General features: G+C 64.5%; 13 protein-coding genes and 1 pseudogene. 9 read left to right on the top strand and 5 right to left on the bottom strand.

Annotated features, from left to right (window positions below; translation table 11 throughout):
• A pseudogene (locus FDN03_RS09070) lies at positions 1 to 1,155 on the top strand (pyruvate dehydrogenase (acetyl-transferring), homodimeric type); the annotation flags it as partial.
• A 167-nt stretch (positions 1,156 to 1,322) separates the two neighbouring features.
• Positions 1,323 to 2,321: an AEC family transporter gene (locus FDN03_RS09075; protein ID WP_138176190.1), complete on the top strand. Its 999-nt coding sequence runs from the start codon at positions 1,323 to 1,325 to the stop codon at positions 2,319 to 2,321.
• Positions 2,322 to 2,517: 196 nt separating this feature from the next.
• On the opposite strand, the gene FDN03_RS09080 is transcribed toward FDN03_RS09075, so the two are convergent.
• Positions 2,518 to 2,700: a hypothetical protein gene (locus FDN03_RS09080; RefSeq protein WP_138176192.1), complete on the bottom strand. Its 183-nt coding sequence runs from the start codon at positions 2,698 to 2,700 to the stop codon at positions 2,518 to 2,520.
• Positions 2,701 to 3,026: 326 nt separating this feature from the next.
• Here FDN03_RS09080 and uraD point away from each other — a divergent pair, with 326 nt between their 5' ends.
• The 6 genes from uraD to FDN03_RS09110 all read left to right on the top strand — a co-directional run bounded on the left by uraD (position 3,027) and on the right by FDN03_RS09110 (position 9,715).
• On the top strand, positions 3,027 to 3,521 hold the full coding sequence (gene uraD, locus FDN03_RS09085; RefSeq protein WP_138176194.1) for a 2-oxo-4-hydroxy-4-carboxy-5-ureidoimidazoline decarboxylase: 495 nt from the start codon (positions 3,027 to 3,029) through the stop codon (positions 3,519 to 3,521).
• A gap of 50 nt (positions 3,522 to 3,571) precedes the next feature.
• Complete coding sequence (uraH, locus tag FDN03_RS09090) at positions 3,572 to 3,928, top strand: hydroxyisourate hydrolase (protein WP_054820935.1); 357 nt, start codon at positions 3,572 to 3,574, stop codon at positions 3,926 to 3,928.
• Positions 3,929 to 3,932: 4 nt separating this feature from the next.
• Complete coding sequence (gene pucL / locus FDN03_RS09095) at positions 3,933 to 4,862, top strand: factor-independent urate hydroxylase (RefSeq protein ID WP_054820934.1); 930 nt, start codon at positions 3,933 to 3,935, stop codon at positions 4,860 to 4,862.
• Between the two features lie 78 nt (positions 4,863 to 4,940).
• Complete coding sequence (locus FDN03_RS09100; RefSeq protein WP_138176196.1) at positions 4,941 to 6,479, top strand: nucleobase:cation symporter-2 family protein; 1,539 nt, start codon at positions 4,941 to 4,943, stop codon at positions 6,477 to 6,479.
• A gap of 315 nt (positions 6,480 to 6,794) precedes the next feature.
• Positions 6,795 to 8,720: an ABC transporter ATP-binding protein gene (locus tag FDN03_RS09105; RefSeq protein ID WP_138176198.1), complete on the top strand. Its 1,926-nt coding sequence runs from the start codon at positions 6,795 to 6,797 to the stop codon at positions 8,718 to 8,720.
• 83 nt (positions 8,721 to 8,803) lie between these two features.
• Positions 8,804 to 9,715, top strand: a complete 912-nt coding sequence (locus tag FDN03_RS09110; protein WP_138176200.1) for an alpha/beta fold hydrolase — start codon at positions 8,804 to 8,806, stop codon at positions 9,713 to 9,715.
• Here FDN03_RS09110 and FDN03_RS09115 read toward each other — a convergent pair.
• From FDN03_RS09115 to FDN03_RS09130, 4 genes are all read right to left on the bottom strand, one after another.
• Positions 9,712 to 10,518, bottom strand: coding sequence for a M56 family metallopeptidase (locus tag FDN03_RS09115; protein ID WP_138176202.1), 807 nt, complete (start codon positions 10,516 to 10,518; stop codon positions 9,712 to 9,714). The genes FDN03_RS09110 and FDN03_RS09115 overlap by 4 nt on opposite strands.
• Positions 10,519 to 10,523: 5 nt before the next feature.
• On the bottom strand, positions 10,524 to 10,910 hold the full coding sequence (locus tag FDN03_RS09120; RefSeq protein WP_054820938.1) for a BlaI/MecI/CopY family transcriptional regulator: 387 nt from the start codon (positions 10,908 to 10,910) through the stop codon (positions 10,524 to 10,526).
• Between the two features lie 109 nt (positions 10,911 to 11,019).
• The gene (locus tag FDN03_RS09125; RefSeq protein WP_138176204.1) at positions 11,020 to 11,814 is read right to left on the bottom strand and encodes a carbon-nitrogen hydrolase family protein; all 795 of its coding nucleotides are present in this window, start codon (positions 11,812 to 11,814) and stop codon (positions 11,020 to 11,022) included.
• A gap of 220 nt (positions 11,815 to 12,034) precedes the next feature.
• Positions 12,035 to 12,805, bottom strand: coding sequence for an IclR family transcriptional regulator (locus FDN03_RS09130; protein ID WP_054821505.1), 771 nt, complete (start codon positions 12,803 to 12,805; stop codon positions 12,035 to 12,037).
• A 246-nt stretch (positions 12,806 to 13,051) separates the two neighbouring features.
• Between FDN03_RS09130 and FDN03_RS09135 the strand changes: the two genes are divergently transcribed.
• Positions 13,052 to 14,431 (top strand): NAD-dependent malic enzyme, encoded by a 1,380-nt coding sequence (locus tag FDN03_RS09135; RefSeq protein ID WP_138176206.1) that lies wholly within the window; start codon positions 13,052 to 13,054, stop codon positions 14,429 to 14,431.
• Positions 14,432 to 14,454 lie beyond the last annotated feature (23 nt).

Raw genomic sequence — 14,454 nt, forward strand, 5'->3', positions numbered from 1 at the left:
GGGCACCGGATCGTGCCGATCGTGCCCGATGAGTCGCGCACGTTCGGGATGGACTCGTTCTTCCCTACGAAGAAGATCTATAACCCGGCCGGGCAGAACTACCTGTCGGTGGACCGTGACCTGGTGCTGGCGTACAAGGAATCGGCCTCGGGGCAGTTGATCCATCCCGGGATCAACGAGGCCGGGGCGGTGGCCTCGTTCACCGCGGCAGGGACCTCGTATGCCACCCACGGGGAAGCGTTGATCCCGATCTACGTGTTCTACTCGATGTTCGGGTTCCAGCGCACCGGGGACGCGTTCTGGGCGGCAGCGGATCAGATGACCCGCGGGTTCGTGATCGGCGCGACCGCTGGACGCACCACCCTGACCGGTGAGGGGCTGCAGCACGCTGATGGGCATTCCCCGCTGCTGGCGTTGACCAACCCGGCGGTGGTGGCCTACGACCCGGCCTACGGGTACGAGATCGGGCACATCATGCGTTCAGGCCTGGAGCGCATGTATGGCGGGGAACACCCGGATCCGAACGTGATGTACTACCTGACGGTGTACAACGAGCCGATCATCCAGCCGGCCGAGCCGGAAAACGTGGATGTTGAGGGGATCATCAAGGGCATTTACCTGCTCAAGGAAGCCTCGATTGACGGGCCGCGCGCCCAGCTGCTGGCCTCGGGGGTCGCGGTGCCGTGGGCGTTGGAAGCCCAGGACATCCTGGCCACCGAATGGGGAGTGTCTGCCGATGTGTGGTCGGTGACCTCGTGGAACGAGTTGGCCCGGGAAGGTCAGCGCTGCGACCAGGTCATCATGGACGACCCGGGTGCTACGCGTCCGACCCCGTACCTGACCGGTCAGCTGGAATCGGCGACCGGCCCGGTGATCGCGACCAGTGATTACCAGCGGGCGGTGCTTGAACAGGTGCGCCCCTACGTGCCCGGTGAGTACCACACCCTGGGAGCGGACGGGTTTGGGTTTAGTGATACCCGGGCCGCGGCGCGCCGGTTCTTCAAGATCGACGCGCATTCCCTGGTCGTCAAGACCCTGCAGGCGTTGGCGGAGCGGGGCGAGATCCCGGCTGATACCCCGATCAAGGCGCATCAGAAGTATGACCTGAACAACCCCAACGCGGGACGTTCGGGCAACGCTGGCGGCGACGCCTAACCACCCACCCACCGGTTCACGGCCCCACCCGGGGCCGTGAACCGTTGGGATTCATAAACGGTGGCCACACCCCTTCCCCGTGAAGGAGCGTGTGGCCACCGTTTCCCATTCCCCGGCCATGGACTACTACCCTTGAAGAGCCCACAGAAGGAAAAATAAGGAGAGGCGTGTTCCTCGACGTACTCTATGGCGTATTGCCGCTGTTCTTCGTGATGCTCGTCGGTTATGGCGCGAGCTACTCACCGAAGTTTCCCGCCAGCGTCGAGCCAGCCCTGAACGTCTTTGTCTTCTACGTTGCCTTGCCCGCGCTGCTCTATCGTGTGGTGGCCCACGCGAATGTCAGCGAGGGCGTTCCGGGAGCCTTTTTGGGCATCAGTGCCGGCGCTGCCCTGGGATTCGCGCTCCTGTGTTGGGTGACCTACCGATACCTCGTGCGTTGTTCAGCGCCCCGCGCCATGGCCGGGATGCTGACCACCAGCTTCGGTAACGTCTCCTACCTGGGGATACCGGTGATCCTTGGGGTGCTTGGCCCGTCGGCGGGATTTGCCGCCGGAATGGGCCAGCTGGTGCACAACGTCATCTTCATGGTGGGGTTCCCCGTGCTCGCGCAGCTCATGCTGCCAGCTGGTACGGCCCACCCGCACAAGCCCAGCGGCGGGCGGATCCTGCGCACCATCCGCCAGGCGCTGGTTTACAACCCGGTGACGTGGGCCATGTTGCTTGGCGGTGCCGTTGCCATCTGGCAGTTGCCCGTTCCGGGGCCATTGGATGAGACCGTCGACCTGCTGGCCGCCGCGGCCGCTCCCGGCGCATTGTTCACCATTGGGTTGTCGCTGCGTCGCACCGTGCAGCGGTTGCGGCAACGCGGGGTACCGACCGGCGCCGGCGAACCAGGATCACGGGCGATGATGCCCTTGATGGTTTTGGGCAAGCTGGTGGCGCTTCCACTGCTGACGGTCGCACTGCTCCTGCTGCTGGCCCCGGAGCTGGATCCCTTGTGGTTCAATACCGCCATCTTAATGGCGGCGATGCCGACCTCGGCCACCGCGTACATCATGGCCCAAGCCGATACCGGGGACGGGGAACCCACGGCCCTGGCCATTGTGATTACGTGCGTGCTCTCCGTCGTTGTTCTACCCGTGCTCTCGCAGCTCTTCCTGAAATAGGTCGATACCATTCAACGGCAGCCATGAAGAAAACTGGGATCCGGTACCGCCGATTTGTAGTATCGAGCTGGATTTAGCTTCGGTCCGTGGCAGGTCGGCGGAATGTGCGCAATGACCCGTTAAAGACGTAAAGACCATGCCCGACGCCTCAGGGACATGATCTCTACGTGGTCTTGATGCCTCGCGGCCCGCACTCCTACCGGCGCAACAGCCGATCCCAGAATCCGGGGGTCACCTCGGTGATCTTCAGCCGAGGGGAGAGGTCCGGGTCCACGCACGGAACAGGCTGGAACAAGCCGGTGCGCAGTGCCTCGGTGGCCGCGAGGACCATTGGCTCTTCCTTGGAACAATTCGTATTTGCCGATGAAATAGCGGTCATGCGACCCTCCTTGGGGTGTTCGTAAATTCCAAGATGTGGAACTTAAGTTTTATTGTGTGAAAACAGTATGCCGGGCTTCCGAGGGCATTACAAGGGGTAAACCCAAAATTGTTAGTTAACGCGGGCAGAAACCCGATTAAGTCATACTTGTTAAACTTCGTGACCTGAACCACTTGACGGAACACCTGTGAGGTGGCTTACAGTAGTGGAACAAAGATTCCACGATCCAGAAACATCGAGTCGAAGCCGGCACTGCCAGCCGGTGGTAAGGGTGTCAGCGACCGGAACGTGGAGGTTCGACTTTTTCTGAAAGTAGCTGATCACCCATGGAACTTGCAGTGTTCAATTCGCTGGATAACTCTGAGGCCGCCGACGTCCTGCGCCCCTGCATTGACATCGACCGCTGGGTTAACGAGCTGATTGCTGCACGTCCCTTCACTGACGTCAGCGACCTCACGCAGGCCGCAGAACGCAGTGCCAATCCCTTTACCGCCCAGGAGATCGAAGCAGCCCTGGCCCACCACCCCCGTATCGGGGAGCGTGCGGCCGGCGAAAGCGCAGAAGCCAAGCTCTCGCGCAACGAACAGGCCGCCCTGAACCTGGACGAAGACGTCAACGCCCGCCTCATCGAGGCGAACCGGGCCTACGAGGAACGCTTTTCCCGCGTTTTCCTGATCCGCGCCGCCGGACGCACCACCGAGGAGATCCTCGCGGAGTGCCAACGCCGCCTGGGTAACGATGACGACACCGAACTTCGGGAAGTCGCCGAGCAGCTGCGGGCCATCGCAGTGCTGCGTCTTTCCAACGCGGTCCAGAACTAGACCGCCACCGACCTCACCAGAAGACGCCTTAACCAAGGAGTTAGTTATCAATGGCAGATGTTTCGACTGAACGCAGTCACATCACCACCCATGTACTCGACACCGGGACCGGGAGGCCTGCCTCCGGTGTCAAGGCCACGCTGGAAGCCAAGACGGCATCCGGCTGGCAAGAAATCGGATCCGGTTCAACCGATGCGGATGGCCGCATCAAGAACCTGGGACCGATACAGGTTGAAGCCGGGCACTACCGGGTCTCCTTCGAGACCGGCGCCTACTTCGGGAAGCAGGGAACGGAAAGCTTCTTCCCCGCGGTAAGCATCGACTTCTACGTAAACAACGTCGATGAGCATTACCACGTACCTCTTCTTATCAGCCCGTTTGCATATTCCACGTACCGAGGGAGTTAGAACAATGACTACCGAAGCAACCGCACCGGCAGCCACCGACACCAAGATTGTCCTGGGCCAGAACCAGTACGGCAAGGCCGAAGTCCGTTTGGTGAAGATCACCCGCGACACCGACCGTCACCAGATCCAGGATCTGAACGTCACCAGCCAGCTGCACGGCGATTTCACCGCCGCGCACATCGATGGCGACAACGGCCGCGTTGTCCCCACCGACACCCAGAAGAACACCGTTTACGGCCTGGCGCGCAATGGCGTGCGCTCCGTAGAGGAATTCCTGATCAACCTCGGTGAGCACTTCACCGGTGAGTTCGAGTGGATCACCGGCGGCCGCTGGGCAGCTGAAGAGTACTTCTGGGATCGCATCAACGATCACGACCACGCCTTCTCGCGCAACAAGTCCGAGTTCCGCACCGCCGTGCTGGAAATCAGCGAAAACGGTGAGAAGAACATCGTCGCCGGCATCGAGGACCTGACCGTCCTGAAGTCGACCGGCAGCGAGTTCCACGGCTTCCCGGTGGACAAGTACACCACCTTGAAGGAAACCAGCGATCGCATCCTGGCCACCGACGTCAGCGCCCGCTGGCGCTACGATGCCGAGGCCATCAAGGCCGGCATCGACTACGACGCGGTGTACAACTCGGTCCGCAAGCTTCTGCTGACCGCGTTCGCCGACACCCACTCCTACGCACTGCAGCAGACCATGTTCGAAATGGGCAAGGCCGTGCTGGAAGCGCACCCGGAGATCGCAGAGGTCAAGATGTCCCTGCCGAACAAGCACCACTTCCTGGTTGACCTGGAGCCGTTTGGCCAGGACAACCCGAACGAAGTGTTCTTCGCCGCTGACCGCCCGTACGGTCTGATCGAAGCTACCGTCACCCGTGAAGGTGTGCCGGCCAACCACGCCATCTGGGCCAACGTCCCGGCGTTTATCTAACCCAACTCCGTGCTTGGGATGTGCCCGTGGTGCAACACGGGCACATCCCGGCAGCGACTGACTACAAGGAGGTCAGCCATGAGCGCTGCGCACTCAGAATCTATCAAAAGGCAGCGTCCCGAGGACGAGAAATTACCTCTGGGCAAGACTTTTGCCTACGGTCTGCAGCATGTGCTGACCATGTACGGCGGCATCATCGCCCCACCCTTGATCATCGGCGGCGCCGCTGGCCTGAGCAGCACCGAAATCGGTGTGCTGGTTGCCAGCTGTCTGTTCGTTGGCGGCCTGGCCACCATCCTGCAGACCGTGGGCATCCCGTTCTTCGGGGCCCAGTTGCCGCTGGTGCAGGGCACCTCCTTCGCCTCGGTGGCCACCATGGTCGCCATCGTCAATGGTGGTGGTGGTATCCAGGCCGTGTTTGGCGCAGTGCTGGTCGCATCGCTCATCGGCTTCCTAATCGCCCCATTCTTTGCCCGCATCATCAGGTTCTTCCCTCCAGTGGTCACCGGCGTGGTGATCACGATGATCGGTGTCTCACTGACCCCGGTCGCCGCGAACTGGGCCATGGGCGGAGATGCCAAGTCTGAGGACTACGGCTCCCTGGCCAACATTGGCCTGGCCGCCGGCACCCTGCTGATCGTGCTGCTGCTTTCCAAGGTTGGCAGCGCGGCACTGTCCCGCCTCTCGATCCTGCTGGCCATCGTCATCGGCACCGTTGCCGCGGCGATGCTGGGCATGGCTGACTTCTCCAATGTCGGCGAGGGCGCATTCTTCGCCTTCCCGCAGCCGCTGGCCTTCGGCTGGCCGGTCTTTGAAATCGGCGGCATCATCTCCATGACCATCGTGGTCCTGGTGATCCTGACCGAAACCACCGCCGACATCCTGGCCGTGGGCGAGATCGCCAAGACCAAGGTCGACTCCAAGCGCATCGCCGACGGCCTGCGCGCCGACATGGCCTCCTCCGTGGTGGCCCCGATCTTCAACACGTTCACCCAGTCCGCCTTCGCCCAGAACGTCGGCCTGGTGGCCATCACCGGCATCACCAGCCGCTTCGTGGTGGCCGCCGGCGGCGGCATCCTGGTGGTCCTTGGCCTGCTGCCCATCCTGGGCCGCGTGGTCGCCGCCATTCCGATGCCGGTCCTGGGTGGCGCAGGCATCGTCCTGTTCGGCACCGTGGCCGCCTCGGGCATCCGCACCCTGTCGAAGGTCAAGTACGACAGCGCGAACCTGGTCATCGTGGCCGCCTCGATCGCCTTCGGCTGCCTGCCGATCGTGAAGGGCGACTTCTACGAGAACTTCCCGACCTGGTTCGAAACCATCTTCCACTCGGGCATCTCCTCGGCCGCCATCATGGCCGTCCTGCTGAACCTGCTGTTCAACGAGTTCAAGCGCGGCTCGATGGGCAAGGACGGCTCGGTCTTTGCCGCCGCTCCGCCCCGCATGGTCAAGCAGGAGGAAATCTGCGGACTGCTGGAAGGCGACAGCTTCGAGGACGGCAAGCTGATCGACAAGGACGGGCAGGAGATCCCGGTCGTCACCAGCGAAGAGTTCGAGCAAGTGATGACGGGACAGATTGAGCTGCAACAGCTAAGCCAATCCAAAAGTTCAGGCCACTGACGCGACGGACGCTGAAACACCGGTCGAGGAGGACTCATCCTCCGAAGCCGGTGACGCGGACAGTGGCCCCCATCCAAGGCACTAGCCCGATACCCGGGCCTTGACCGAAGCCCCGACCACAGCAATGTGGCCGGGGCTTCGGTCCGTTAACGAGTATGCTCGAAGCCGATTGTGGGGCGTTCGGGAAGTGTTCGGCCCGCAAAGGCGTTATGCCATCGACAGGCCCGCGTCGGCGGGCCAAGAATTTCCTGGGGACATCCCGCCATGAGCAGACGGAGAGTCCCGGCAAGACCCTGAGCTGGAGCGCAACAGATAATGAGCATGGAAAACGCTGCCTGGCATTCGCTGTGGCGAATGTCAGGGGACAAGGGCAAGGCCTACGCGCCCACCACCCCACGGCGGGTCCTGGCCTTCGCGGCCCGCTACAAGAGCCGGCTGCTGGTATTCGTGCTCTTCTCGGTGCTCTCGGCGGTGCTGGCGGTCATTACCCCTGTCCTGGCCGGACGCATTGTCGATGAGATCGTCGCCCAGAGCAGCATCAGGACAATTCTGACCATTGCCCTGATCATCGCGGTGGTGGCGGTCCTCGACGCCGTGGTCTCCGTGGTGGTGCGCTGGTTCTCCTCCCGGCTGGGTGAGGGAATCATTTATGACCTGCGCACCGCGGTCTTCGACCACGTGCAAAAGATGCCGGTCGCGTTCTTCGCCCGGACCCGAACCGGCGCGCTGGTCAGCCGCCTGAACAATGACGTCATCGGCGCGCAGGCTGCCTTCGCCGGGACCTTGTCCGGTCTGGTGTCCAATAGCGTGGCGCTGGTGCTCACCGCCGGCGTGATGCTCTCCACCTCCTGGCAGGTCACCCTGGTGGCCCTGGTGCTGCTGCCGGTCTTCCTGCTGCCGGCCCGCCGCTATGGAAAATCCGTGGCCGTGTTGCGCAAGGAATCCGCCGAACTGAACGCCGCCATGGGCAACCAGATGACCGAACGCTTCTCTGCGCCGGGTGCCACGCTGATCAAGCTGTTCGGTCGCCCGGCCGATGAATCAGCACACTTTGCCCTGCGCGCCGGCCGGGTGCGGGACATCGGGGTGAAGACCGCGATGCGACAGTTCTTCTTCGTTGCGATGCTGACCCTGGTGGCTGCGCTCGCGCTGGCCCTGGTATATGGCTTGGGGGGCATGTACGCGGTGCGTGGGGCGTTGGCCCCTGGTGACGTGGTGGTTTTGGGAATGTTGCTGACCCGCCTCTACACTCCCCTCACCGCCCTGGCCAACGCGCGGGTGGAAATCACCAGTGCCCTGGTCAGCTTCGACAGAGTCTTTGAGGTGCTGGACCTCAAGCCGCTGATCACCGACGCCCCCGACGCGCGGGTCCTGGACCCCGGTCCGGTTCCGGTGAAGTTCTCCCACGTCTCCTTCGCCTACCCCAGCGCCGAGAAGGTCTCATTGGCGTCACTGGAGGACGTCGCGGTGCTGGATACGCGCGGTGGGCAGACGGTGCTGCATGACATCGACTTTGAAATTCCTGCCGGTTCCACGGTGGCGCTGGTTGGCTCCTCCGGCGCCGGGAAATCCACCATCGCCTCCCTGCTGGCGAGGCTCTACGACGTGGATAGCGGCAGTGTCGAACTTGCCGGAGTGGACGTGCGGAAGGTGACGCTTGAATCGCTGCGTGCGACTGTGTCGATGGTGACCCAGGATGGACACCTGTTCCACGAGACCATCGGCGCCAACCTGCGTTTGGCCAAGCCCGACGCCACGGAGGAGGAGATCTGGGAGGCGCTGGAGCGGGCCCGCCTGAAGCCCACGATCCAGGCATTGCCGGATGGGCTGGAAACCGTGGTCGGCGAACGCGGCTACCGGCTTTCGGGAGGGGAGCGCCAGCGGATGACCATTGCGCGCCTGCTGTTGGCGGCGCCGCAGGTGGTCATTCTCGACGAGGCGACCGCCGCACTGGACTCCGCTAACGAGGCCGCCGTGCAGGCGGCGCTCGGTGAGGCGCTGGAGAGCCGCACCGCCCTGGTCATTGCCCACCGGCTCTCCACCATCCGCTCCGCCGATCAGATCCTGGTCGTGGAAGGTGGCCGCATCGTTGAGCGCGGAACGCATGGCGAGCTCCTGCGGCGCGCCGGCCGCTATGCCGAGCTGTACCGGACCCAGTTCTCCCAGGAGGACCCGATCCCTGGCGAGGGTGGGGAAGCGTCCGGTGTGCCAAGTCCTTCGCCGGTCTCCCGCGAGGGGTAGAACCGCTGTGGCGGGCAGCCGGCGTCCGGGGCGTCTGGGGCAACTTGTTTACTAGCTAGTAACTTATGGCTACCATGGTGATCATGGACACACAAGCAGTCATTCGTGAGCATGTGCGGATACCCGTAACCGTTCGTGACGGGGTGGCCGCGACCATTTACAAGCCCAGCCAGCAACCCGTGGGCGTGATGCTCGTTCACTCGGCGACCGCGACGCCGCAGGGCTTCTACCGGGCCTTCGCCGAATATGCGGCCGCAGCGGGCCTGCTGACCATCACCTATGACTTCCGCGGGACCGGGTTATCGGGTGAGGCCAAGGCCCACCCGCAAATCCGCATGCGGGATTGGATCCAGCAGGACGTGGCGGCCGTCGCGGACTGGGCGGCCGGCCGCTATCCCAACCTGCCGCACTACGCCATCGGGCACAGCGTGGGGGGACACGCGCTGGTGCTGGACTACGGCACCGAGAAACTCAGCGCAGCGGTCGTGGTCTCCAGCCATATTGCCGCCATACGCACCATCAGCCCATGGCAGGAGCGTTTGCGGGTGCGCCTGGTCCTGACCGTCTTTGGGCCGCTGCTGACCAGGCTGCTGGGATACATGCCGGGCAAGAAACTGACGCTGGGTGAGGATATTCCGGCCGCCGCGCTGTTTGAGTGGTCCAGGTGGACGCAGAAGCGCGAATACTTCTTTGACGACCCGAGCATGGAAGCCGAAGCCCGCTCCGATCGGGTCAGGATTCCGGTGCTGGCGGTGGGGGCCAGCGATGATTTGTGGGCCTCGCCCAAACAGATGGACCGGCTCACTGCTCACCTGGGCAATGCGCAGGTTGAGCGCCGCACGGTAAAGCCCAGCGAGCTGGGGCTAAAGAAGATTGGCCACCACGGGCTGATGCGCCGCGGAGTGGGGGAGCAGGTGTGGGCCCAGGTTCTCAACTGGTTGCAGGAGCAAGAGCGCGCCACCGAGCTGGAGTCCCCGGCGGCCGCCTCGGCCTAAATCCGGATCGCGTCGGGCACCTGGCAGCGTGCTGCCAGGGGCCAGCGCCGCAGTGTCAGCCGTTGAGCCCGCAAGAGCATCCCCGCATCCCCGGTCTCCTGGGACATGTGCCAGAGGGCGTTGGCCAGATTGACGGCCCCGGCCTGCTTGGCCGCGGTGTCGTCGGCGGCCAATTCCACCAGCAACAAGGTCGCCTGCTTGAGACGGTGTCCGGCGGAGAAGAAGCGCGGCAGGCACAGGGCGTTCAGCTCGGCGATGCGCACCACCCAACCGTGGCGGTGACGCAGGTGGGCGTATTCATGGGCCAGCACCGCCTGCAGCTGCGGGGCGCTGAGCAGGTCCTCAAGCCCGGTGGACACCAGGATCTGGGGCAGCCGTCCGGGCACGGCGCACGCGACCGGTTCGGCGACCTCGAAGCGCACGAAGGTGAACTCATTCCGCTTCTCGCGGGACACCGCAGTGGGCGCCATCTTTCGCAGGGTGGCACGCTGGGAGGCGTTCAACGGTTCGGTGAACGCGAAGACCAGGGCAATGATCGCACCGGCTACGGCCAAGGCGAGCCAGGAGAATACCGCGGTCGCCACGGCCTTGGTCAGGCTGGTCGAGGCGGTTGTGGTGACGGCGGCGACCACGAGGCTGACCACCATGGCGCCGGCGCACAGCGCGCCGATGAAGAATGAGCCGAACCAGCCGGCCAACGCCAATTTGGGCCGGCGTACCTGCCATTGGCCGGTGGTCAGGGCGACCGGGGCCAACAGCAGCAGGGCGATGGCCGTGACGCCGAAGCAGAGTGCAACCAACATGGTGGTTACCGGGTTTTCTGCTTCGCGCTCTTGGGGCCGATGGCCTGGCGCAGCAGGTCAAGGTGCTCATCGGAAAGGTTGCCGGCGAAGCGCAGCAGGGCCGCCTCACTGTCCGACGAGGCATTGAGTGCGGCGGTCATGGCCAGGCTGGTGTGCTCCCCGCCGGAATGGGTGGGCCGGAAGCGGATCTTGCGCGGGCCTTCCTCGATGCGGATGACCTGGCCCTTCTTTTCCAGCCGGTCCAGGGAAGTCATCAACGTGGTGTAGGCCGGGATATGCCCGGTGAAGACATCCTGAATTTCGCGGATCCCCAACGGTTCAGTGCTGTCCCACAGGATCTGCATCAGTTCGCGCTCGAGTTCGCCGCGCACGCGAGTAGGTCGACGAGTCATGAACACCTCCAGCCTTAATTCTACTAGGGCTGTCCAGTCCGCCCACTGTGGAGTTCGCCCGCCAACGGGCCCTCCCCACCGGCAACCGCCGCGCGCTGGGGGTGGAAGGCTAGATCTGCCGCGCGTTCTCCAGCACCGGCAACGCCGTCCGGGCCTGGTCGATGAGCGCCGGGTCCACCTCCACCAGGAGCAGTTCGATGGCCTCTGCGGCCTCGGCCAGCACCCGGCCCAGGGGGTCAACGGCCACCGAGCGTCCCACCCCGCGCGGCGCGGCGCCGCTGACCGCGATTCCGGCGCTCTGCGGATCCGCCTGGTCCACGGCGAGGATGAAGGTCGTGGTGTCCAGGGCGCGGGCGCGGGCCAGCGTGGACCATTGTTCGGCCTTCCCCGGTCCTGCACCCCAGGACGCCGAGACCAGGGTGGCCACGGCTCCCTGCTGGGCGTGGTGGGTGAACAGCCGGGGGAAACGCAGGTCATAGCAGGTGGCGACGCCGAAGGTCAGGCCGTCCAGCTCGAACTGCACTGGCTGCTCCCCGGGGGTCACCGAATCCGACTCCAGGAAGCCGAACGCGTCAAAGAGGTGCAGCTTGTCGTAGGCGGTGTCGACCCCCGCACCGGTGATCAGCAACGTGTTGCGCACCCGGTTCCCGACGCCCGGGGTGAACATGCCCGCCAGAATGAGCACCCCCAGCTCCTCGGCGATCTGCCGCACACCGTTGGCCCAGGGGCCATCCAGCGGTTCGGCCGCTTCGAGCAGGTCATTGCCCATGGCGATGTGCATGGCCTCGGGGAACACCACGATGCGCGCCCCTTCCTGGGCGGCGCGGGAAGCGGTCTCCCGGATGATCTGCAGGTTCTGCTGTGGGTTGGCGGTGCTTAGCACCTGCGCCATGGCGATCTTCATGCGTAGGCCCTCCTGGGTGCGGTGTTGGCGGCTGTGCGCCCCTTGCTTTGACTCTACGCCAGTGGCCCCGGGGAAATCCCCTCCCCGGCAGGCGACGCCGGGATGCCCCGCGGTCTGTCCTTCGGCCGCGGGGCTGGCGGGCCCGGGCATGGCAGAGGCGTGGGAGGGACCGGTATCGGTTCCCTCCCACGCCTGGAGCCCGCCTGCGAGAACCGCGCGGCTATTCGGTGACGGCCACCAGCTGGCGCCCGAGTTCGGCCGCTGCGGCCTGCAGCTCCGGGACCGCCTTTTTGGCGAAGTCCGCGTCCACCCGGGAGACCGGCCCGGAGACGGAGATCGCCATCGGGGTCGGGGCCCCGGGGACCGGCACCGCAAAACAGCGCACGCCCAATTCCTGCTCTTCCTCGTCCACCGCGTAGCCGCGTTCGCGCACGGCCTCGATTTCGGTGAACAGCTTGCCCAGGGTGGTGATGGTCTTCGGCGTCTTGGCCGGCATGCCGGCCTGGGCTACCAGTCGCTGGATGCGTTCATCATCCAGCACCGAGAGGATCGCCTTGCCCACCCCCGAGTGGTGCAGCATCGCGCGGCGGCCCACTTCGGTGATCATGCGCATCGAGTGCGTGGACTGCACCTGGGCGATGTAGGTGACCATGTCACCGTCGAGCACCGCGATGTTCGCGCTCTCACCCAGGTGATCGACCAGTTCCTTCAGCCGCGGGGTGGCCAGGGCGCCGAGCTGGCGGTTGGCGACCTCGCCCAGTCGGATCAACCGTGGGCCCAGGGAGTATCGGCGGTTGGGCAGCTGGCGGACGTAGCCCACGCCGACCAGGGTGCGCAGCAGTCGGTGGATGGTGGGCAGCGGCAACGGGGTATCGGCGGCCAGTTCGCTCAGCGCTGCCTCCCCGCCTGCCCGGGCGATGACTTCCAGCAGCTCAAAGGCACGCTCGACCGATTGCACTCCGCCGGTGGCCCGGGCCTTGACCTCGGTCATAATTCGCTCCTTGCCTGACTGCTCTACGCAGTCTCGCCACAGCGTCCAAAGGGTGAGGACTCCCTGGGGAGGCTGTTTTTCATGGGTTGTTAACTAAGAGAATACCGGACATTGGGCCGAAAATTCCACGATCCGAAAAGTCATCTGCTTGAAACTTGTGTCGCAGTCCACAAAAATGGGTTGTGTTTTCATTTTACAGATACTAATATCCACTATACGGAAACTTTTTCATCACGAGGAGTGATCATGGCAGCACCAAGCCCGGGGTATTCCCTCACCCTGCGGGTCCAGACCCCCGCATCAATCACCGCCACCAGCGAACTGGCTGCGGCGGTAGGACGGGCTGGCGGAGACATCACAGCGTTGGACGTCACCGAATCGCATCACGCGTACATGGTGGTGGACGTCAGCTGCAACACCGCCGACGTCGAACACGGCCAGCGCGTGCGTGACGCCCTGGACGAACTGGACGGGGTCAACGTCCGCAACGTCTCGGACCGCACCTTCCTGATGCACCTGGGCGGCAAGCTCGAAGTGGTGCCGAAGGTGGCCCTGCGCAACCGCGATGACCTCTCCCGTGCCTACACCCCGGGGGTGGCCCGCGTCTGCAAGGCCATCGCCGAAAATCCGGCCGACGCCCGCAACCTGACGGTCAAGCGCAACACCATCGCCGTGGTCACCGATGGTTCGGCCGTCCTGGGCCTGGGCAACATCGGCCCGGCCGCCGCGCTGCCGGTCATGGAGGGCAAGGCCGCCCTGTTCAAACAGTTCGCCGACGTGGACGCCTGGCCGGTCTGCCTGGATACGCAGGACAGCGACGAGATCGTCAAGATCGTCAAGGCCCTGGCCCCGGTCTACGGAGGTGTGAACCTGGAGGACATCGCCGCGCCGCGCTGCTTCGAGATCGAGGCGCGCCTGCGCGAGGAGCTGGACATCCCGGTGTTCCATGACGACCAGCACGGCACCGCCATCGTGACCCTCGCGGCCCTGCAAAATGCCCTGCTGGTGGTCGGCAAGTCCCTCTCCGAGGTGCGCATCGTGGTCTCCGGGGTGGGGGCCGCGGGCAACGCGATCATCCAGCTGCTGGCCGCGCGCGGCGCCACCAACATCATCGCCTGCGGGCGCAACGGTGCGATCAGCCGCAACGAGGACTACACGGACGAGCACCGCAGCTGGTTGGCGGCGAACACCAACCCAGAGAATTTCACCGGCTCCCTGAAGGAAGCCGTCGCCGGATCCGATGTGTTCATCGGCGTCTCGGCCCCGAACGTCCTGGACGAGGACGACATTGCGGCCATGAACAAGGACGCAATCGTCTTCGCCATGGCAAACCCGGATCCCGAGGTGGATCCGCTGGTTGCCGGGAAGCATGCCGCCGTGGTTGCCACCGGTCGCAGCGACTTCCCCAACCAGATCAACAACGTCTTGGCCTTCCCGGGCTTCTTCCGCGGGCTGCTGGACGCAGGCGTCTCGGACATCACCGACGCCATGCTGCTGGCCGCCGCAGACGCGATTGCGGCACGGGTGGGCGAAGCGGAACTCAATCCGGGGTTCATCATCCCGTCGGTGTTCGACCCGCAGGTGGCCTCCGAGGTGGCCGCCGCCGTGGCTCGGGCAGCGAACTGACATTGAGAGCAATCACAAAGAAC

This window comes from Glutamicibacter sp. V16R2B1, assembly GCF_005774635.1.
Classification (GTDB): Bacteria; Actinomycetota; Actinomycetes; order Actinomycetales; family Micrococcaceae; genus Glutamicibacter; species Glutamicibacter creatinolyticus.